This window comes from Pseudomonas sp. R3-57, from assembly GCF_051132065.1.
Classification (GTDB): domain Bacteria; phylum Pseudomonadota; class Gammaproteobacteria; order Pseudomonadales; family Pseudomonadaceae; genus Aquipseudomonas.
In genome coordinates, this window is sequence record NZ_CP071655.1 from 1,962,966 (window position 1) to 1,976,858 (window position 13,893).

A 13,893-nucleotide genomic window follows, 5' to 3' on the forward strand; every position below is an offset into this window, starting at 1 on the left:
GCGCCTGGGCCGGCCTCTTCGCTGGCAAGCCAGCTCCCACAGTTTTTGCGGTGTGCACAAATCTTGTGAACGACGTTGAACCCTGTGGGAGCTGGCTTGCCAGCGATGGCGTCGGTCAATTCAGCACAAATCAACCGGTAAGTGACTGTACATTTCGATCCTTGACGACCAGCAACCGGCAGCTCAGTCTGCCGGTTCTGTTTTTTCTCGCGAGGGATGCTCGATGCCTTTTTTCACGGTTGACGGACAAGCGCTGCATTACACCGATCAAGGCGCTGGCCCGGCGGTGCTGCTGGCCGGCAGTTACTTGTGGGATCACGCCATGTGGGCGCCGCAGATCGCTGCGCTGGCGCCGCATTATCGAGTGATTGCGCTGGACCTGTGGGGACATGGCGAGTCGGGGCGGTTGCCGGAAGGCACCTCGTCACTGGATGACATCGCCCGTCAGGCGCAAGCCTTGCTCGACCATCTACAGATCGACCGGGTCACGCTGGTGGGCCTGTCGGTCGGCGGCATGTGGGGCGTGCGCCTGGCGCTCTCGGCACCGCAGCGACTCAACGGTCTGGTGCTGATGGACACGTACGTCGGCGTCGAACCCGAGCCTACCCGCCAGTACTATTTCTCGCTGTTCAAGCAGATCGAAGACAGCGGCGAGATCTCCGAACCACTGCTCGATATCGTCGTGCCGATCTTTTTCCGACCGGGCATCGATCCGCAGTCGGCGCTGTATCAGGATTTCCGCGCGAAACTGGCGGCGTATTCCTCGGATCGACTGCGCGACAGCATTGTGCCGATGGGGCGTATCACCTTTGGTCGCGATGACTTGCTGCCACGCTTGGGCGAGTTGAATGCGGCAACCACGATGGTGCTGTGCGGCGATCAGGACAAGCCACGCCCACCGGCGGAAGCCCGTGAAATGGCAGAGTTGATCGGCTGCCCGTGCGTGCTGGTGCCGGAGGCGGGGCATATCTCCAATCTGGAGAATCCGCAGTTTGTGACGGATGCGTTGTTGAGTTTCCTGAACGAACGCAACCTTTAGACCGAGTCATCGTTTATCGCGGGCAAGCCCGCTCCCACAGAATCTGGTGACGTACACGAAATTTGTGATCACCTCGGTCACTGTGGGAGCGGGCTTGCCCGCGAAGAGGCCGTTTCAGACGCCAAAGGATCTGAAGTTATTTCGGCCCCAGAATCTTCACCAGTTTCTCCGCCGTTGGCGCCCCTTGCTGCTGTTGCAACTCACCCTTGTCATCCATATAGAAGATCGCCGGTGTGGCCTGCAACTCAAGGTCTTCCATCAACTGCATGTTCGCCGCCAGCTTGGTCTGCACCGCCACCGGAATATCCTTCAAGGCTTTGAGCGAGCTGCCCTTGCCCGCCTTTTCGTGATCTTCCAGTGCCTTGGCCGGGTCTTTCGCCGCCAGCAGCGCCGCCGATTTGCCCGGGCTGTCTTCGCGAATGATGCCGACCATGATGTGGCGCAATTGCACCTTGCCGGCCTTCACCCACGGCCGCGCCTGCTCCCAGAACATGTTGCAGTACGGGCAGTTCGGATCGCTGAACAGGTACACCGTGCGCGGTGCGTCTTTGTTGCCGTCCTGAATCCAGTTGCTCGCCTCGAACCTGGCCCAGACTTCCTTGGCCATCGGCGCGTAGACCAGTTTTTGCAGCGGTTCGCTACTCAGGTCCTTGCCGTCGGCGTCGTACAGGTTACCCAGCAGAACGTGCTTGCCATCCGGCGTCAGGTACAGCGCCATGCCGCGATTCTGGTACTGCGCCGCATAACCGCGCAGGCCGTCAGGGGCATCGAACTGGCCGACGATCTTCGCGCCCTTGGCTTCGATCTGCTTGATCGCGGCGGGCAGTTCTTCGGCAGCCTGCACCGACGGCCAGTGCAGCAGGGCGCCGCTCAGGGTCAAGGTCAGCAGGTGGCGGAGGCGGGGCATGGCAGTTTCCTTGCAGAGGTGGCCGGTGCGGTGGCCGGGTTCGAATGGGCGATCGGTGTGTCGAAACTTTCCAGCGCACGGGCCAGGCTGGCGTTTGACAGCTCACCGAGGTGGCTGCTCAGCAGACGACCCTCGGGGCTATAAAACAGCGTAGTCGGCAATGCCATTGAACCCACGGCCTGGCCGAGGCGACCGCTGCGGTCGAACAGGACGTTGTTCAGGCTCAGCCCCTGGGTTTCGAGGAAAGTCGCCACGCTTTGCATGCTTTCGGCCTGGTTGACGAACAGGAACGTCAGGTCCGGACGTTGTTGCTGGGCATTTTCCAGCACCGGCATTTCGCGCCGACACGGTGGGCACCAGGTCGCCCACAGATTGATCACCAGCGGCCCGCCCTGATAATCGCTAAGCTGGATGGTTTCGCCGGCCGCGTTGCGCAGGGTGATGTCCGGCAGACGGGTACCTTGTTCGTAAATATTCAGCGACAGCGTCGCCAGCAGCCAGAACGCCACGCCGCTGGCCACGCCAAAGCCCAGCGGCCGGCGCAGCCCGGGACGGCGCCAGCCGCGATACAGCGCCGCCAGCAACAGCACGATCACCCCCGGCCAGGCGAGGAAACCGCCGTCACGCAGGTCGATGATCTGCCACGGGTCAGCGCGATAGTGCGACCAGTACAGCGCGACAAAGGCCACCCGCGCAGCGAGCATGCCCAGCAAAAAAAGGCTGAACAGTGCCGACTCGGGGTTATCGCCACCGCGCTTGGCCACCCGCCAGCCGACAAACGTCGCCAGCGCCAGGGCGCTGATCAGCAGCAGATGATTGAGCGCGATGGCAAAGGTGCCGAGGGTGAGAGTGAGCATTAATGGGCGTCTCGGGTAGCGTTCCAGCGTTGCAGGAATGTATCGGCATCGACTTCGCCGGTAATCCGCTGGCTGCGGCGTTCTTCACCATCGGGGCCGATCCAGACGAAACTCGGTGGCCCCGGCACTTTATAGCGGCTGAGCAGCTCACGGCTGGCGGCATTGTCAGCGGTGACATCGAGGCGCAGCAGGCGCACATCAGTCAACGCCTGCATCACATTGGCCTTGCCGAACACCTGCTTCTCCATGACCTTGCACGACACGCACCAGTCGGCGTAGTAGTCGAGCAATACCCACTGGCCCTGTGCCTTGGCCGCGTCGAGTTCGCGTTGCAGCGCCGCCGGCTCGTTGATCGTGGTGAACGCCTCATGCCCGGCAGGCGCCGCTGAACCGGCACGGCCAGCGCTGTAGACCTGCAATGGTTGATACGGGTCGTCGCTGCCGCCGGCTGCGCCAATCACCAGCAGACTGCCCCACAACCCGAGCAGCAACGACGTGGCGCCGAACAACTGCGCGACGCGGCCGAAACCTGCGGACTGTTTCCAGGCGCAGAACGCGGCGATCAACAGCAATGCACCGCACAGGCCCAGCCACAACGACTTATCGAGTACCGGGCGCAACATCAACAGCGCAGTGGCAAGAAAGAGGAAACCGAACACGCCTTTGAGCAGGTTCATCCATGCGCCGGGTTTGGGCAGGAAACGGTTGCCCACGGTCACCAGCAACAGCAACGGCACACCGATACCGATACCCAGCGAGAACAGGATCAAGCCACCGTGCAAGGCATTGCCGGTCTGCGCGATATACAACAGCGCGCCGGCCAGCGGTGCGGTCATGCACGGGCCGACCAGCAGACCGGACAGCGCACCGAGTACCCCGGCGCCGATCAGGCTGCCACCGCTGCGACTGCGCGAGGCGTGTTCGAGGCGATCACGCAGGGCTACCGGCAGTTGCAGTTCGAAGAAGCCGAACATCGGCAGGGCCAGGATCACGAAAATCGCCGCAAACGTGCCGAGCAACCAAGGGTTCTGCAACCACGCCTGCAGGTTCGCCCCGAGCAGCGCAGCAATCACGCCCATCGCGGCATAGACCAGTGCCATGCAGATCACATAGCTGCCGGCCAGAGCAAAACCGCGCCGCGGTGTGGCGCCGCTACCGACCACCATGCCGGCGAGAATCGGCAGCATCGGCAATGTGCAAGGAGTAAAGGCCAGCAGCAGACCGAGGCCGAAGAACACCAGCAGACTCCAGCCCAGCGCCCGTTGTTGCAGGCTGCTGGCCAGTGCCTCGTCCGCTGCCTGCGCGCCCGGCGTCACGGCCGCCTTGCCGCCAAGATCAATCACGCGGGTTTGCGGTGGATAACACAAACCGGCATCGGCGCAGCCCTGATAGCTGACCTTGATCTGGCCGCTGGCGGATGCCGGAATTTTCACTTCCAGACCCTGACGGTAGACCGGTTGCTCGCCGAAGAACTCGTCGCTATGGGACTCGCCTTCGGGCAGCTTCGGCTGCTGATCGGCGGTGAGCCCGTCGAACTTCAAGCGTTTCTGATACAGGTAATAGCCGTCGCTGATCTGCCAGAACAGCTGGGTTTCCCCGGATTCAAGACGTTCGGACGTGAGCACGAAGGCTTTGTCGACCGGCAAGAACTCCGGTTTGGTATCGAATGGATTGTTTCCTGCCTGGGCCAGACCCGAGATCAAGAGCGCGAATAAAAGAAAGAAATGACGCATGGAGGAGCCTTGTCCCTGTGCAAGTGAGCGCAGAATGGGCGGCGGCGATTAACCGATAATTAACCCGTATCGTACAAGGCTCTCTCCTGCTCGGCCAATCAGCTGCGCAACAGTCCGGGCCAGTTCGCCTCGTTGATCGTGTGCGGGCCGGAGACCAGTCGGTCGCTCTGGATGTTGTAAACCAGATACTGATTGTTGGTCAGAAAGATGTACCAGTGGCTGTCGGCGAACGTCCGGTCATTTTGTGCGGCGGTAATGATGCGGTCTTTGTAGGGTTTCAATACGCCCAGTTGATATTCGCCGAACGGCTTGCGCGTCAGGGTTTTTGCTCTGTAATTGAACGACAGATAATGGCCGTCATTGAGGATGAAGCGAAACAGAAACGCTTGCCCGGTCAGTTGGAACCAGGTGCCGGCAATGATCTGATCGAAGTACGGCAGGATCGGTTTCCAGATCGAATCGGCGACTTTCTGAAAACTGTCTACTGCATCTTTATCCTGGTTGTACTTGCAGACCATGGGCGTTGAACCCTGGTAATGGAATAACCACGCGATGTCTTCGTCGCCCGGGGCGTTGAAGCCGATTGACGTGGTGGTAAAACCGAAGCGCAAGTCTTTGATGAACGGGTCGAACTTATCCCAGCTGCCTGCCGTAGAGGCCGGGTAATTATCTGGGACCTTATTGGCGCCCAGATCGAAGCGAGAGTAGGTCTCGCTGTCTTTGAAAAAGAAATAAATGCGATCCGGGCCGGCGCGCCAGTCGATGGCGACAAAATTTTTTAGTTGAGGCATCTGTAGTAAGTCCTTTTAACAAATGGGGGTGGAACTTCAACGTCAAGGCTAAAACAGCGCTGTTCGCCGAAACAGGCGCAAAGTGTTTCCGTATCGGTGTACATATTTAATAAGGTTTCCGGTCTGCCTTGCCTTCCCCCAGGTTCGGCTTCCCGTCTATGCGGGTGACGGCCATAATTGCCGCTTAATCCTCGCCTGCTTCACTCGCCTTTTTATTTTCGGAGCGCCCATGCACGTACTGGTTTGCGAAGACGATGAGCTGATCGCCAGCGGCATCGTTGCCGGCCTCACGGCTCAGGGTTTGACGGTCGAGCACGTCAACACTGCCTCGAAAGCGCGGGCAATGCTCAAGGTCGCCGAATTTGACGTGATGGTGCTCGACCTCGGTCTGCCCGACGAAGATGGCCTCAAGTTGCTCCAGCAATTGCGTCAGGGCGGGCTGGAGATTCCGGTGCTGATACTGACCGCGCGCGATTCGGTTACCGACCGCGTCGACGGCTTGCAGGCCGGGGCGGACGATTACCTGCTCAAACCCTTTGATCTGCGTGAGTTGTTCGCGCGTCTGCAAACCCTGTTGCGTCGGGTGGCCGGACGCAGCGTCAACCTGATCGAGCACGGCGCACTGACCTACGACCCGAGTAGCCGCGAAACCACTCTGGCCGGGCAACCGGTCGACCTGTCGCGGCGCGAGCAGTCACTGCTTCAGGCGCTGTTGCACAATCGTGGCCGGGTGCTGTCCACCGAGCAATTGAAGGACAGCGTCTACGGTTTCAACGATGAACTGGAAAGCAACGCACTGAACGTGCACATCCATCATCTGCGCAGCAAGCTGGGCAAGGGCATCGTCGAAACCGTGCGCGGTCTGGGCTATCGTCTTGGTCCGGCCGACGGTGGAGAGCAAGGCAAGTGATGAGTCTGCGGTTGCGCCTGAGCCTGACCCTCGGCGCCGCGTTTGCGTTGATCTGGGCGCTGGCGGCGGCGTGGATGCTCAGTGATCTGCGCAATCAGATGATGTTTTCCCTCGACCAGCGGCTGGTCGCGTCGGCGCGGATGGTCGCCGGCCTGCTCGAGCAGTTGCCGACACTGCCAAGCAAAGGCGAGGGCACCCATTTCAGCGCCGAGCAACTGAATATCCCCGGCGGCATGGCTTGTCAGGTCAGTTCCCTGCGCGGGGAAATTCTCGCCCGCAGCCATAACAATCCGGAACAGGCGCTGGAAGCCGAGAAAATGGGTTTCCACGATCAGATGATCGACGGCGCGCCGTGGCGCAGCTTCACCCTCGCTCGGGGCGATGTGCGCATTACCACGGCGGATCGGCAGATAGAGCGCGAGGCGCTGAACATGTCGATCCTGTTGGCAGCATCGGTGCCGGTCGGTGTGGCCCTGCTCGGTTGTCTGTGCCTGTTGTGGCTCGGCATCGGCCAGGGCCTGGCGCCGCTCAACCGCTTGCGTGAAGCGCTGATGCGGCGCAACGCCGATTCGCTTGAGCCGTTGCAGATTCAGGCGTTTCCCAGCGAATTGAAACCGCTGCTGGAAACCCAGAACCAGTTGTTCCAGCGCATCGGCAAGACCCTCGAACGCGAACGACGCCTGACCGGTGACGCCGCACATGAACTGCGCAGCCCGCTGACCGCGATCAAGACCCACCTGCAAGTTGCCCGAATGACCGATGGCAACGCCCGCGATCAATCGTTGGCGCGGGCCGAGGAGGGCGCCGATCGCCTGCATCGTACCCTCGAGCAGTTGTTGTTGCTGGCGCGGGTCGAGGGCAGCCTGTCGTTCGACGACGGCTCGCAATACAGCGCCGAACAAGTCGCGCGCCTGGCGATTCAGGACGCCACCGGCGGCGAGCGCACGCGCATTCAGCTGCAACTGCCGACAGATTTGTCGACAGCGCCGCTGCAAATGCCCGCCGCACTGGCGATTGCCGCGCTGCGTAATCTGCTCGACAACGCCCTGCGCCATACCGCCGAGGACTGCAGGGTCGATCTGAGTCTGGTAACCGTCGGCAACCGTGTGCGCTTCGTCGTCCGCGATCATGGTCCGGGGATTGCCCCGGATGATCTGCAATACCTGACGCAACGCTTCTGGCGCAACGGCCAGAGCACCGGTTGTGGCCTCGGCCTGGCGATCGTTCAGGCGATCGTCCAGCGCTGCGACTGTGCGCTGCATTTCGACAGCCGCGCGGATGGTTTGCGCGTTGAGCTGACCATGCCGTTGCAACGCGTCTGAACCCGGCACAATCCCCTGTAGGAGCGAGCCTGCTGGCGAAAGCGTCCGGTCAGTTGATGATGCGGTCGACTGACGGAACGCTATCGCGATCAGGCTCACTCCTACAGAGGAGCTGTGATCTGACACATCAAATGTAACTTCTCGGCGTTCGCTATCCGCTCGGGGTGGGCGTAAGGTCGACGCAGCTTTGACTCAATGGATTGAGGGAACTGCGCCATGGAAGCGTCCATCTGCATCAGCCCGGCCACCCTGGCCGACGCCGGCCTTATCAGCCGCATCATCGAACGTTCGATCCGCTTTGGCTGTGCGCACGATCATCGTAACGACCCTTCACTGGTCAGCCGCTGGCTCGGCCTGCAATCGGCCGATGTCATCAGCGCCCGGCTCGCCGACCCGCAGTTTTACCTGTGCATCGCGTTGCTTGATGACAAGCCGGTCGGCGTCGGCATGGCGGGCAATGGCGGCGAGATTCTGCTGTGTCATGTCCAGCCGGAATCGTTTCGCCGCGGTGTCGGGCGCGCGTTGATGAGGGATCTGGAGGGCTGGCTGCACATTCGCGGTGTGCTTCAAGCGCAGCTCAACAGCACGCGTACGGGCCAGGCGTTTTATCGGCATCTGGGCTATCGCGCAGCCACTGCGCCTTGCGAATGCCATGGCTTGCAGGTGCAGCCGATGCACAAGCCTTTGCTGTTGCCGGTCTGACGACCCGATCAAGGGCTAAATCCTCACCGCTCTTAAGCGTTTCCAGAACAGGAAAACCTGCCAGTGCGCCCCGTGACCGGAATGCGCACCTGTCCGGTGTGTTGTTTTGGGTCGCTATGCATTGCCAATCAAGGGGTCGAGAAATGTCAGTCGCCACCAGCCTTATCGAAGCATCGTCGGCGCGGGTCAGCCCGGCGCCTGCGGAAACGTTGTATCAGTTCGACGAATCACCATTGCTCGCGCGCCAGGCGCAACAGGAGTCGAATGCTCGCAGTTATCCGCGGCGCATCCCGCTGGCGCTCAAACGCGCCAAGGGCCTGTATGTCGAAGACGTCGAGGGCCGCCGCTTCATCGACTGCCTGGCCGGTGCCGGTACGCTGGCGCTGGGGCACAATCACCCGGTGGTGATCGAGGCGATCCAGAAGGTACTGGCCGATGAATTGCCCTTGCACACCCTCGACCTGACAACGCCGGTCAAGGATCAGTTTGTCCAGGACCTGTTCGGGCTGCTGCCACCCGCGCTCGCGGCGCAGGCAAAGATCCAGTTCTGCGGGCCGACCGGGACCGACGCGGTGGAAGCCGCGCTGAAACTGGTACGCACGGCCACGGGGCGCAGCACGGTGCTGTCGTTTTCCGGTGGTTATCACGGCATGAGTCAGGGCGCTTTGAGCCTGATGGGCAGCCTGGGCCCGAAAAAACCGCTGGGTGCCTTGCTCAGCAACGGCGTGCAGTTCATGCCGTTCCCGTATGACTACCGTTGCCCGTTCGGCCTCGGCGGCGCGGCGGGGGTGAAAGCCAATCTGAGTTATCTGGAAAACCTGCTCAACGACCCCGAAGGCGGTGTGCAGTTGCCCGCCGCAGTCATCGTTGAAGCGGTGCAGGGCGAGGGCGGCGTTATCCCCGCCGATATCGAGTGGCTGCAAGGGCTGCGCCGGATCACCGAGCAAGCGGGTGTGGCGTTGATCGTCGACGAAATCCAGAGCGGTTTTGCCCGCACCGGCAAGATGTTTGCCTTCGAACACGCCGGCATCATTCCCGATGTGGTGGTGCTGTCGAAAGCCATTGGCGGCAGCCTGCCGCTGGCGGTGGTGGTCTATCGCGACTGGCTCGACACCTGGCAGCCCGGCGCACACGCCGGTACCTTCCGCGGCAACCAGATGGCCATGGCGGCCGGTTCTGCGGTGATGCGCTATCTGCTCGAACACAAGCTGTGCGAACACGCCGAAGCGATGGGCGCACGGCTCAGCGAGCACCTGCACATCCTGCAACGCGATTTCCCGCAACTGGGCGATATCCGCGGGCGTGGCCTGATGCTTGGCGTTGAGCTGGTCGACCCTAACGGCGCGGTGGATGCCCTAGGTCATCCACCGGCATTTGCCCGTCTGGCGCCACTGGTGCAGCGCGAATGCCTCAAGCGTGGCCTGATCCTCGAGTTGGGCGGGCGGCATGGCGCGGTAGTGCGGTTCCTGCCGCCATTGGTGATCACTGCCGCCGAGATCGACCGCGTCGCCGAAATCTTCGGCCGCGCTTTGGCGGCGGCGACCACGGCGCTGTAAATTTTTCGCCGCGCCGAACGTTCTTTCTACATACCCGGCTGCACCGCGCGTGCGGCCCACCCTTACAGCGATGGAGAAGCAGCATGACGTCAGTATTCGACCGCGAAGACATCCTCTTTCAAGTCGTGGTCAACCACGAAGAGCAGTACTCGATCTGGCCGGATTACAAAGCCGTGCCAGAGGGCTGGCGCACCGTGGGCAAGAGCGGCCTGAAAAAGGAATGCCTGGCCTACATCGAGGAAGTCTGGACCGATATGCGCCCGCTGAGTCTGCGTCAGAAGATGGATGCGCAGGCCGCTGCCCAATAAGCTGCCGGGCAAAAAGAAACCCGCTGAACCTCTTAGAGGCAGCGGGTTTTTTCATGGCTGGATTTTGTGCCATCAAGTCTGGCCTCATCGCTAGCAGGCTAGCTCCCACAGGGGATTATCGGTGAGCACAACCCCTGTGGGAGCCAGCCTGCTGGCGATGAACGATAACGCGGTCCGGATTACGCTCCGCTCAGACCTTTGATCAGCGCATCCACATTGCCTTCCAGCTCCGCCACCGGGTCCACCGCATCGGTGCTCAATACCAGCAAGCGGCTGCCCGATTCGGCAATCGCCGCCGTCACCGCTTCCGATGGCTGACGATGATGCAGCACCACCGCGACGTCGTTGTCCTTGAGGGTCGTCGTGAGCTTCTGCAGATCTTCAGCCGTCCATTCTGCGTCAGGCCGCGCATCCTGACCGATCAGCTCCAGATTGAGGCTGCCGATCAGATAGCCGAAGTGATCGCTCAGACTCAGCACGCTGAGGTTGTCGGCACGGGCCAGGCGCGCCTCGCTGTCGGCGCTGAGCTTGAGCAAACGCTGTTTCAGCGTCGCCAGATTCGCCTCGATTTTCGCTTTGGCGCTTGGTGCCAGTCGCACCAGATCGGCCGCCATTACATCGGCCATGCGTCCCATGTTGTTGCTCGCCAGCCAAGGCTGACTGTTCAAGCCATCGACTTTGAGATCTGGCTGTACGGCAATGCCGGGCAGGGCGCCGTCGACCGGGCGGGCCGCGTCGACTTCGACGATGCGGATATTGCTGCGCCGGGCAATCGGGTACAGCTGATCATCCGGCCACAGCGAACGCACGCCGATCACCGCGTCGGCATCGCTGGCCAGTTTGCTCAAAGCCGGCGCGCCACGCCCGGTAAAGTAGGCGCTCTGCCGGCTGCCCGGCAGGTTCGCCGGCGCCGCACGTTCAAGGCTGACATCCGTACCCTTGAGCAGAACCTCGCCCAGACCATAGGTAATCGGCAACGAGGCCAGGACCCGCAGCGGCTTGGCGCTTTCGGCGGCCAGCAACGGCGTGCTGACCATGCCGCACAGGGCCAGGGCCAGGGTCATTTTGCGCAGTGAAAAAATCATTTATCCAAGATTCCCTTTCAGGCTGGGGACAACGCCGCGGGCAATGGCGGCAAGGGCGAAGGCGATGCCGGCGACCAGAATGATCGCGGCGCCGGACGGAATCGGCAGATCGAACACGATAGGCGCGAGAATCCCGCACAGCGTGCTGACCGTGGCGATCAGCACCGAACACCAGAAAAAGCCCTTGAGCGACTGGCTGAGCAAGCGCGCGGCAGCGGCCGGAATCACCAGCAAGGCACCGACCAGAATCGCGCCGATGACCTTTACCGCCGCCACGGTGATCAGGGTCACCAGAATCACGAACAGATAATCCAGGGTCTTCACCGCGACGCCACGCACCGCCGCCAGTTGTGGGTTGAAACTGGCCAGCATGATGCGGTTGTACAGCGGCAAGGCCAGGGCCATGACCAGCGAGCCGACAATCGCCAGCACCGCAATGTCGTTGCCATTGACCGTCAGTACCGAACCGAACAGCACGTTTTCGAGAATGTGCACGTTGATCTTGCCGGCGAGAATCAGCAGCAGACTCGCCCCCAGCGCCAGCGACACTGAGAGGAACACGCCGATCAACGTATCCGGCGCCAGACCGGTGCGGTTGCGCAGATAGTTGAGCAGGATGCCGAACAGCAGGCAGTAGCCGAACAGGGCGCCATAGGGACCGGTGTAGGGTTCGCCGAGCAGAATGCCGATGGCCACACCGGTCAACGCCGCGTGGCCGACGGCTTCGGAGAAAAACGCAAAGCGCTTGACCACTACCAGCGTGCCGAGGCCGCCGAGCACCGGGCCGATCAGCAAACCGGCGAGCAGCGCATTGACCACAAATCCGTAGGCCAGCGCTTCCGGCAAATAACCGGAAGAGGCCCAGCCCTGCACCATCAAACGAAAGGCTTCGTAACTCATCAGGCAGCACTCCGCGGATGGGTGGAAAACAGACTGAGCAGCCGTTCCGGGGTCAGCGCCTGTTGCGGAGTGGCGTCGAACAGCACGCGACGATTGAGCCCGGTGACCTGATCGGCCAAACGGCCGACCGCTTCCAGATCGTGCTCGATCCACAGCACCGTAATACCCGCCGCGCGCCAGTCACCGAGCAGGCGTTCGAATACCTGAATCCCGGCCTCATCGAGGGCCGACATCGGTTCATCCAGCACCAGCAGTTGCGGCGCCGGAATCAGCCCTTGCGCGAGCAGCACGCGCTGACGTTCGCCACCGGACAGTGCGCCCATGCGCCGCTTGCGCTTGTCCTGCATGCCGACGCGCTCCAGCGCCTCACCGATGGCGGCAGCGTAGCGCTTGCTCAAACCAAGGAATGCCGGGCGGCGCTGACACATCGCCGCCATGAAATCGTCGACCGTCATCGGTAAACCGCGATCGAACTCCAGCGCCTGCGGCACGTAACCGATGGTGCCGGGCGCGCCGGGCCACTGCAGACTGAGTTGGCCCTGATGCGGCATCTGCCCGAGCAAGGTCTTGATCAGCGAACTCTTGCCGCCGCCGTTCGGGCCGACCAGCGCATGCACGCTGCCGGGCTGCACCTGGAAGGTGACCTTGTCGAGAATGGTCGTGCGGCCCAGCGTCAGTGAGACTTCCGCAAAATCCAGAGTCGGACCCGTAACCTGTAGGAGTGAGCCTGCTCGCGATAGCGGTGTGTCATTCAACAATGATGTCGGCTGATCCGGCGCCATCGCGAGCAGGCTCACTCCTACAGGGGATTTAGTGTTTTCTGAAGAGAGGGTTTCCTTTGAGGTCATGCGCCAGACTCCTGAATCGCCCGGACCACGGTGTTGAGGTTGCCGGTCATTTCCTTCTCGTATTTTTCGGCGGTGTATTCGCCGTAGGAAATGTGGGACAGCGGATACAGCTTCACCCCGGACTCACGCTGAATGGTGTCGACGTAAGTGGACGGGAAATCCATCTCCGAAAAGATCACCTTCACGTCCAGTTCGCGCAGTTGGTCGATGGTCTTCTTCAACTGACTCGGGCTCGGCTCGATGCCGTGGGCCGGTTCGACCACCGCGGTGACTTCCAGGCCAAATTCGCGCAGCAGGTAGTCATACGCCGCGTGCACCGTGGCGACGCGCAATTCGGCGTTGGGTGCCTGGGTCAGTTTCGCCAGAGCGTCGGCGCGCATCTGCCGCAGGCGTTTGCCATAGGCGCGGGCGTTCTGCGTGTAGGTCTTGGCGTTGTCCGGATCGAGTTTGCCCAGTTCGCGGGCGATGTTGTTGACCTGGGCGATGGAAGCGCTGATCGACAGGAATGTGTGCGGATTGACCACCTTGCCGGCGCCGCGCGCGGCCACCCCGGTGGCCGCCAGCAGCGGTACGTTTTCGTTGGCTTCGATGGTCTTGATGTTCGGCGTTTCGCTGGCAGCGATCATGCGGTCGGCGAAGTCGTCATGGCCGACGCCGTTGAGCACGATCACATCCAGCCCGCTGATGCGCTTGATGTCCTCGGCGCGCGGCTCGTAGGCGTGCGGGTTGAAACCGGCAGGAATCAGCGGCACCACTTCGGCCTTGTCGCCGACGATATTCGCCACATAGCTGTAATACGGGTGCAGGGTGATGCCGATCCGCAGGCGCTTGGCCTGATCGGCGCTGACCAGCGGGCTGAGCAGGCAGGCGCAGAGGCCAAGCAGAAACGAACGCAGCAACGGACGGCGAGGTAATGAAATGGACATGGGCAAGCA

At 61.8% G+C, this 13,893-nt stretch carries 14 protein-coding genes; 6 read left to right on the top strand and 8 right to left on the bottom strand.

Annotation, left to right across the window (positions count from 1 at the left end; all coding sequences use genetic code 11):
• Positions 1 to 223 precede the first annotated feature (223 nt).
• Positions 224 to 1,039 (top strand): alpha/beta fold hydrolase, encoded by an 816-nt coding sequence (locus J3P93_RS08955; protein WP_434596674.1) that lies wholly within the window; start codon positions 224 to 226, stop codon positions 1,037 to 1,039.
• 136 nt (positions 1,040 to 1,175) lie between these two features.
• Here the strand turns inward: J3P93_RS08955 and dsbG are convergent, their stop codons facing one another.
• The 4 genes from dsbG to J3P93_RS08975 form a co-directional block, all read right to left on the bottom strand.
• Positions 1,176 to 1,946 carry a thiol:disulfide interchange protein DsbG gene (gene dsbG / locus J3P93_RS08960; RefSeq protein WP_203418842.1) on the bottom strand — a complete coding sequence of 257 codons (771 nt, stop codon included), beginning with the start codon at positions 1,944 to 1,946 and terminating at the stop codon, positions 1,176 to 1,178.
• Positions 1,922 to 2,803 (bottom strand): prolipoprotein diacylglyceryl transferase family protein, encoded by an 882-nt coding sequence (locus tag J3P93_RS08965; protein ID WP_434596676.1) that lies wholly within the window; start codon positions 2,801 to 2,803, stop codon positions 1,922 to 1,924. The genes dsbG and J3P93_RS08965 overlap by 25 nt, the downstream gene beginning before the upstream one ends.
• Complete coding sequence (gene dsbD, locus J3P93_RS08970) at positions 2,803 to 4,536, bottom strand: protein-disulfide reductase DsbD (protein ID WP_434596678.1); 1,734 nt, start codon at positions 4,534 to 4,536, stop codon at positions 2,803 to 2,805. Before dsbD ends, J3P93_RS08965 begins: the two co-directional genes overlap by 1 nt.
• Before the next feature lie 98 nt (positions 4,537 to 4,634).
• On the bottom strand, positions 4,635 to 5,327 hold the full coding sequence (locus tag J3P93_RS08975; protein WP_434596680.1) for a hypothetical protein: 693 nt from the start codon (positions 5,325 to 5,327) through the stop codon (positions 4,635 to 4,637).
• A gap of 229 nt (positions 5,328 to 5,556) precedes the next feature.
• Here J3P93_RS08975 and J3P93_RS08980 point away from each other — a divergent pair, with 229 nt between their 5' ends.
• The 5 genes from J3P93_RS08980 to J3P93_RS09000 all read left to right on the top strand — a co-directional run bounded on the left by J3P93_RS08980 (position 5,557) and on the right by J3P93_RS09000 (position 10,125).
• Positions 5,557 to 6,237, top strand: coding sequence for a response regulator (locus tag J3P93_RS08980; RefSeq protein WP_203418838.1), 681 nt, complete (start codon positions 5,557 to 5,559; stop codon positions 6,235 to 6,237).
• Positions 6,237 to 7,559 carry an ATP-binding protein gene (locus J3P93_RS08985; protein ID WP_434596682.1) on the top strand — a complete coding sequence of 441 codons (1,323 nt, stop codon included), beginning with the start codon at positions 6,237 to 6,239 and terminating at the stop codon, positions 7,557 to 7,559. The genes J3P93_RS08980 and J3P93_RS08985 overlap by 1 nt, the downstream gene beginning before the upstream one ends.
• A gap of 216 nt (positions 7,560 to 7,775) precedes the next feature.
• The gene (locus J3P93_RS08990; RefSeq protein WP_434596684.1) at positions 7,776 to 8,261 is read left to right on the top strand and encodes a GNAT family N-acetyltransferase; all 486 of its coding nucleotides are present in this window, start codon (positions 7,776 to 7,778) and stop codon (positions 8,259 to 8,261) included.
• 143 nt (positions 8,262 to 8,404) lie between these two features.
• Entirely contained in the window at positions 8,405 to 9,817 is a 1,413-nt protein-coding gene (locus J3P93_RS08995; RefSeq protein ID WP_434596686.1) for an aspartate aminotransferase family protein, read from the top strand.
• An 83-nt stretch (positions 9,818 to 9,900) separates the two neighbouring features.
• Positions 9,901 to 10,125 carry an MbtH family protein gene (locus tag J3P93_RS09000; protein ID WP_064120196.1) on the top strand — a complete coding sequence of 75 codons (225 nt, stop codon included), beginning with the start codon at positions 9,901 to 9,903 and terminating at the stop codon, positions 10,123 to 10,125.
• 179 nt (positions 10,126 to 10,304) lie between these two features.
• Here the strand turns inward: J3P93_RS09000 and J3P93_RS09005 are convergent, their stop codons facing one another.
• The 4 genes from J3P93_RS09005 to J3P93_RS09020 are packed head-to-tail and all read right to left on the bottom strand — an operon-like array spanning position 10,305 to position 13,884.
• A complete protein-coding gene (locus J3P93_RS09005; protein ID WP_434596688.1) occupies positions 10,305 to 11,210 on the bottom strand; it encodes a metal ABC transporter substrate-binding protein in 906 nt (301 codons plus the stop codon).
• Positions 11,211 to 12,110 carry a metal ABC transporter permease gene (locus J3P93_RS09010; RefSeq protein WP_258448503.1) on the bottom strand — a complete coding sequence of 300 codons (900 nt, stop codon included), beginning with the start codon at positions 12,108 to 12,110 and terminating at the stop codon, positions 11,211 to 11,213. It abuts the gene before it with no gap.
• Positions 12,110 to 12,958 (bottom strand): metal ABC transporter ATP-binding protein, encoded by an 849-nt coding sequence (locus J3P93_RS09015; RefSeq protein ID WP_434596691.1) that lies wholly within the window; start codon positions 12,956 to 12,958, stop codon positions 12,110 to 12,112. Before J3P93_RS09015 ends, J3P93_RS09010 begins: the two co-directional genes overlap by 1 nt.
• Positions 12,955 to 13,884 (bottom strand): metal ABC transporter substrate-binding protein, encoded by a 930-nt coding sequence (locus J3P93_RS09020; protein WP_434596693.1) that lies wholly within the window; start codon positions 13,882 to 13,884, stop codon positions 12,955 to 12,957. Before J3P93_RS09020 ends, J3P93_RS09015 begins: the two co-directional genes overlap by 4 nt.
• Between the last annotated feature and the right edge of the window lie 9 nt (positions 13,885 to 13,893).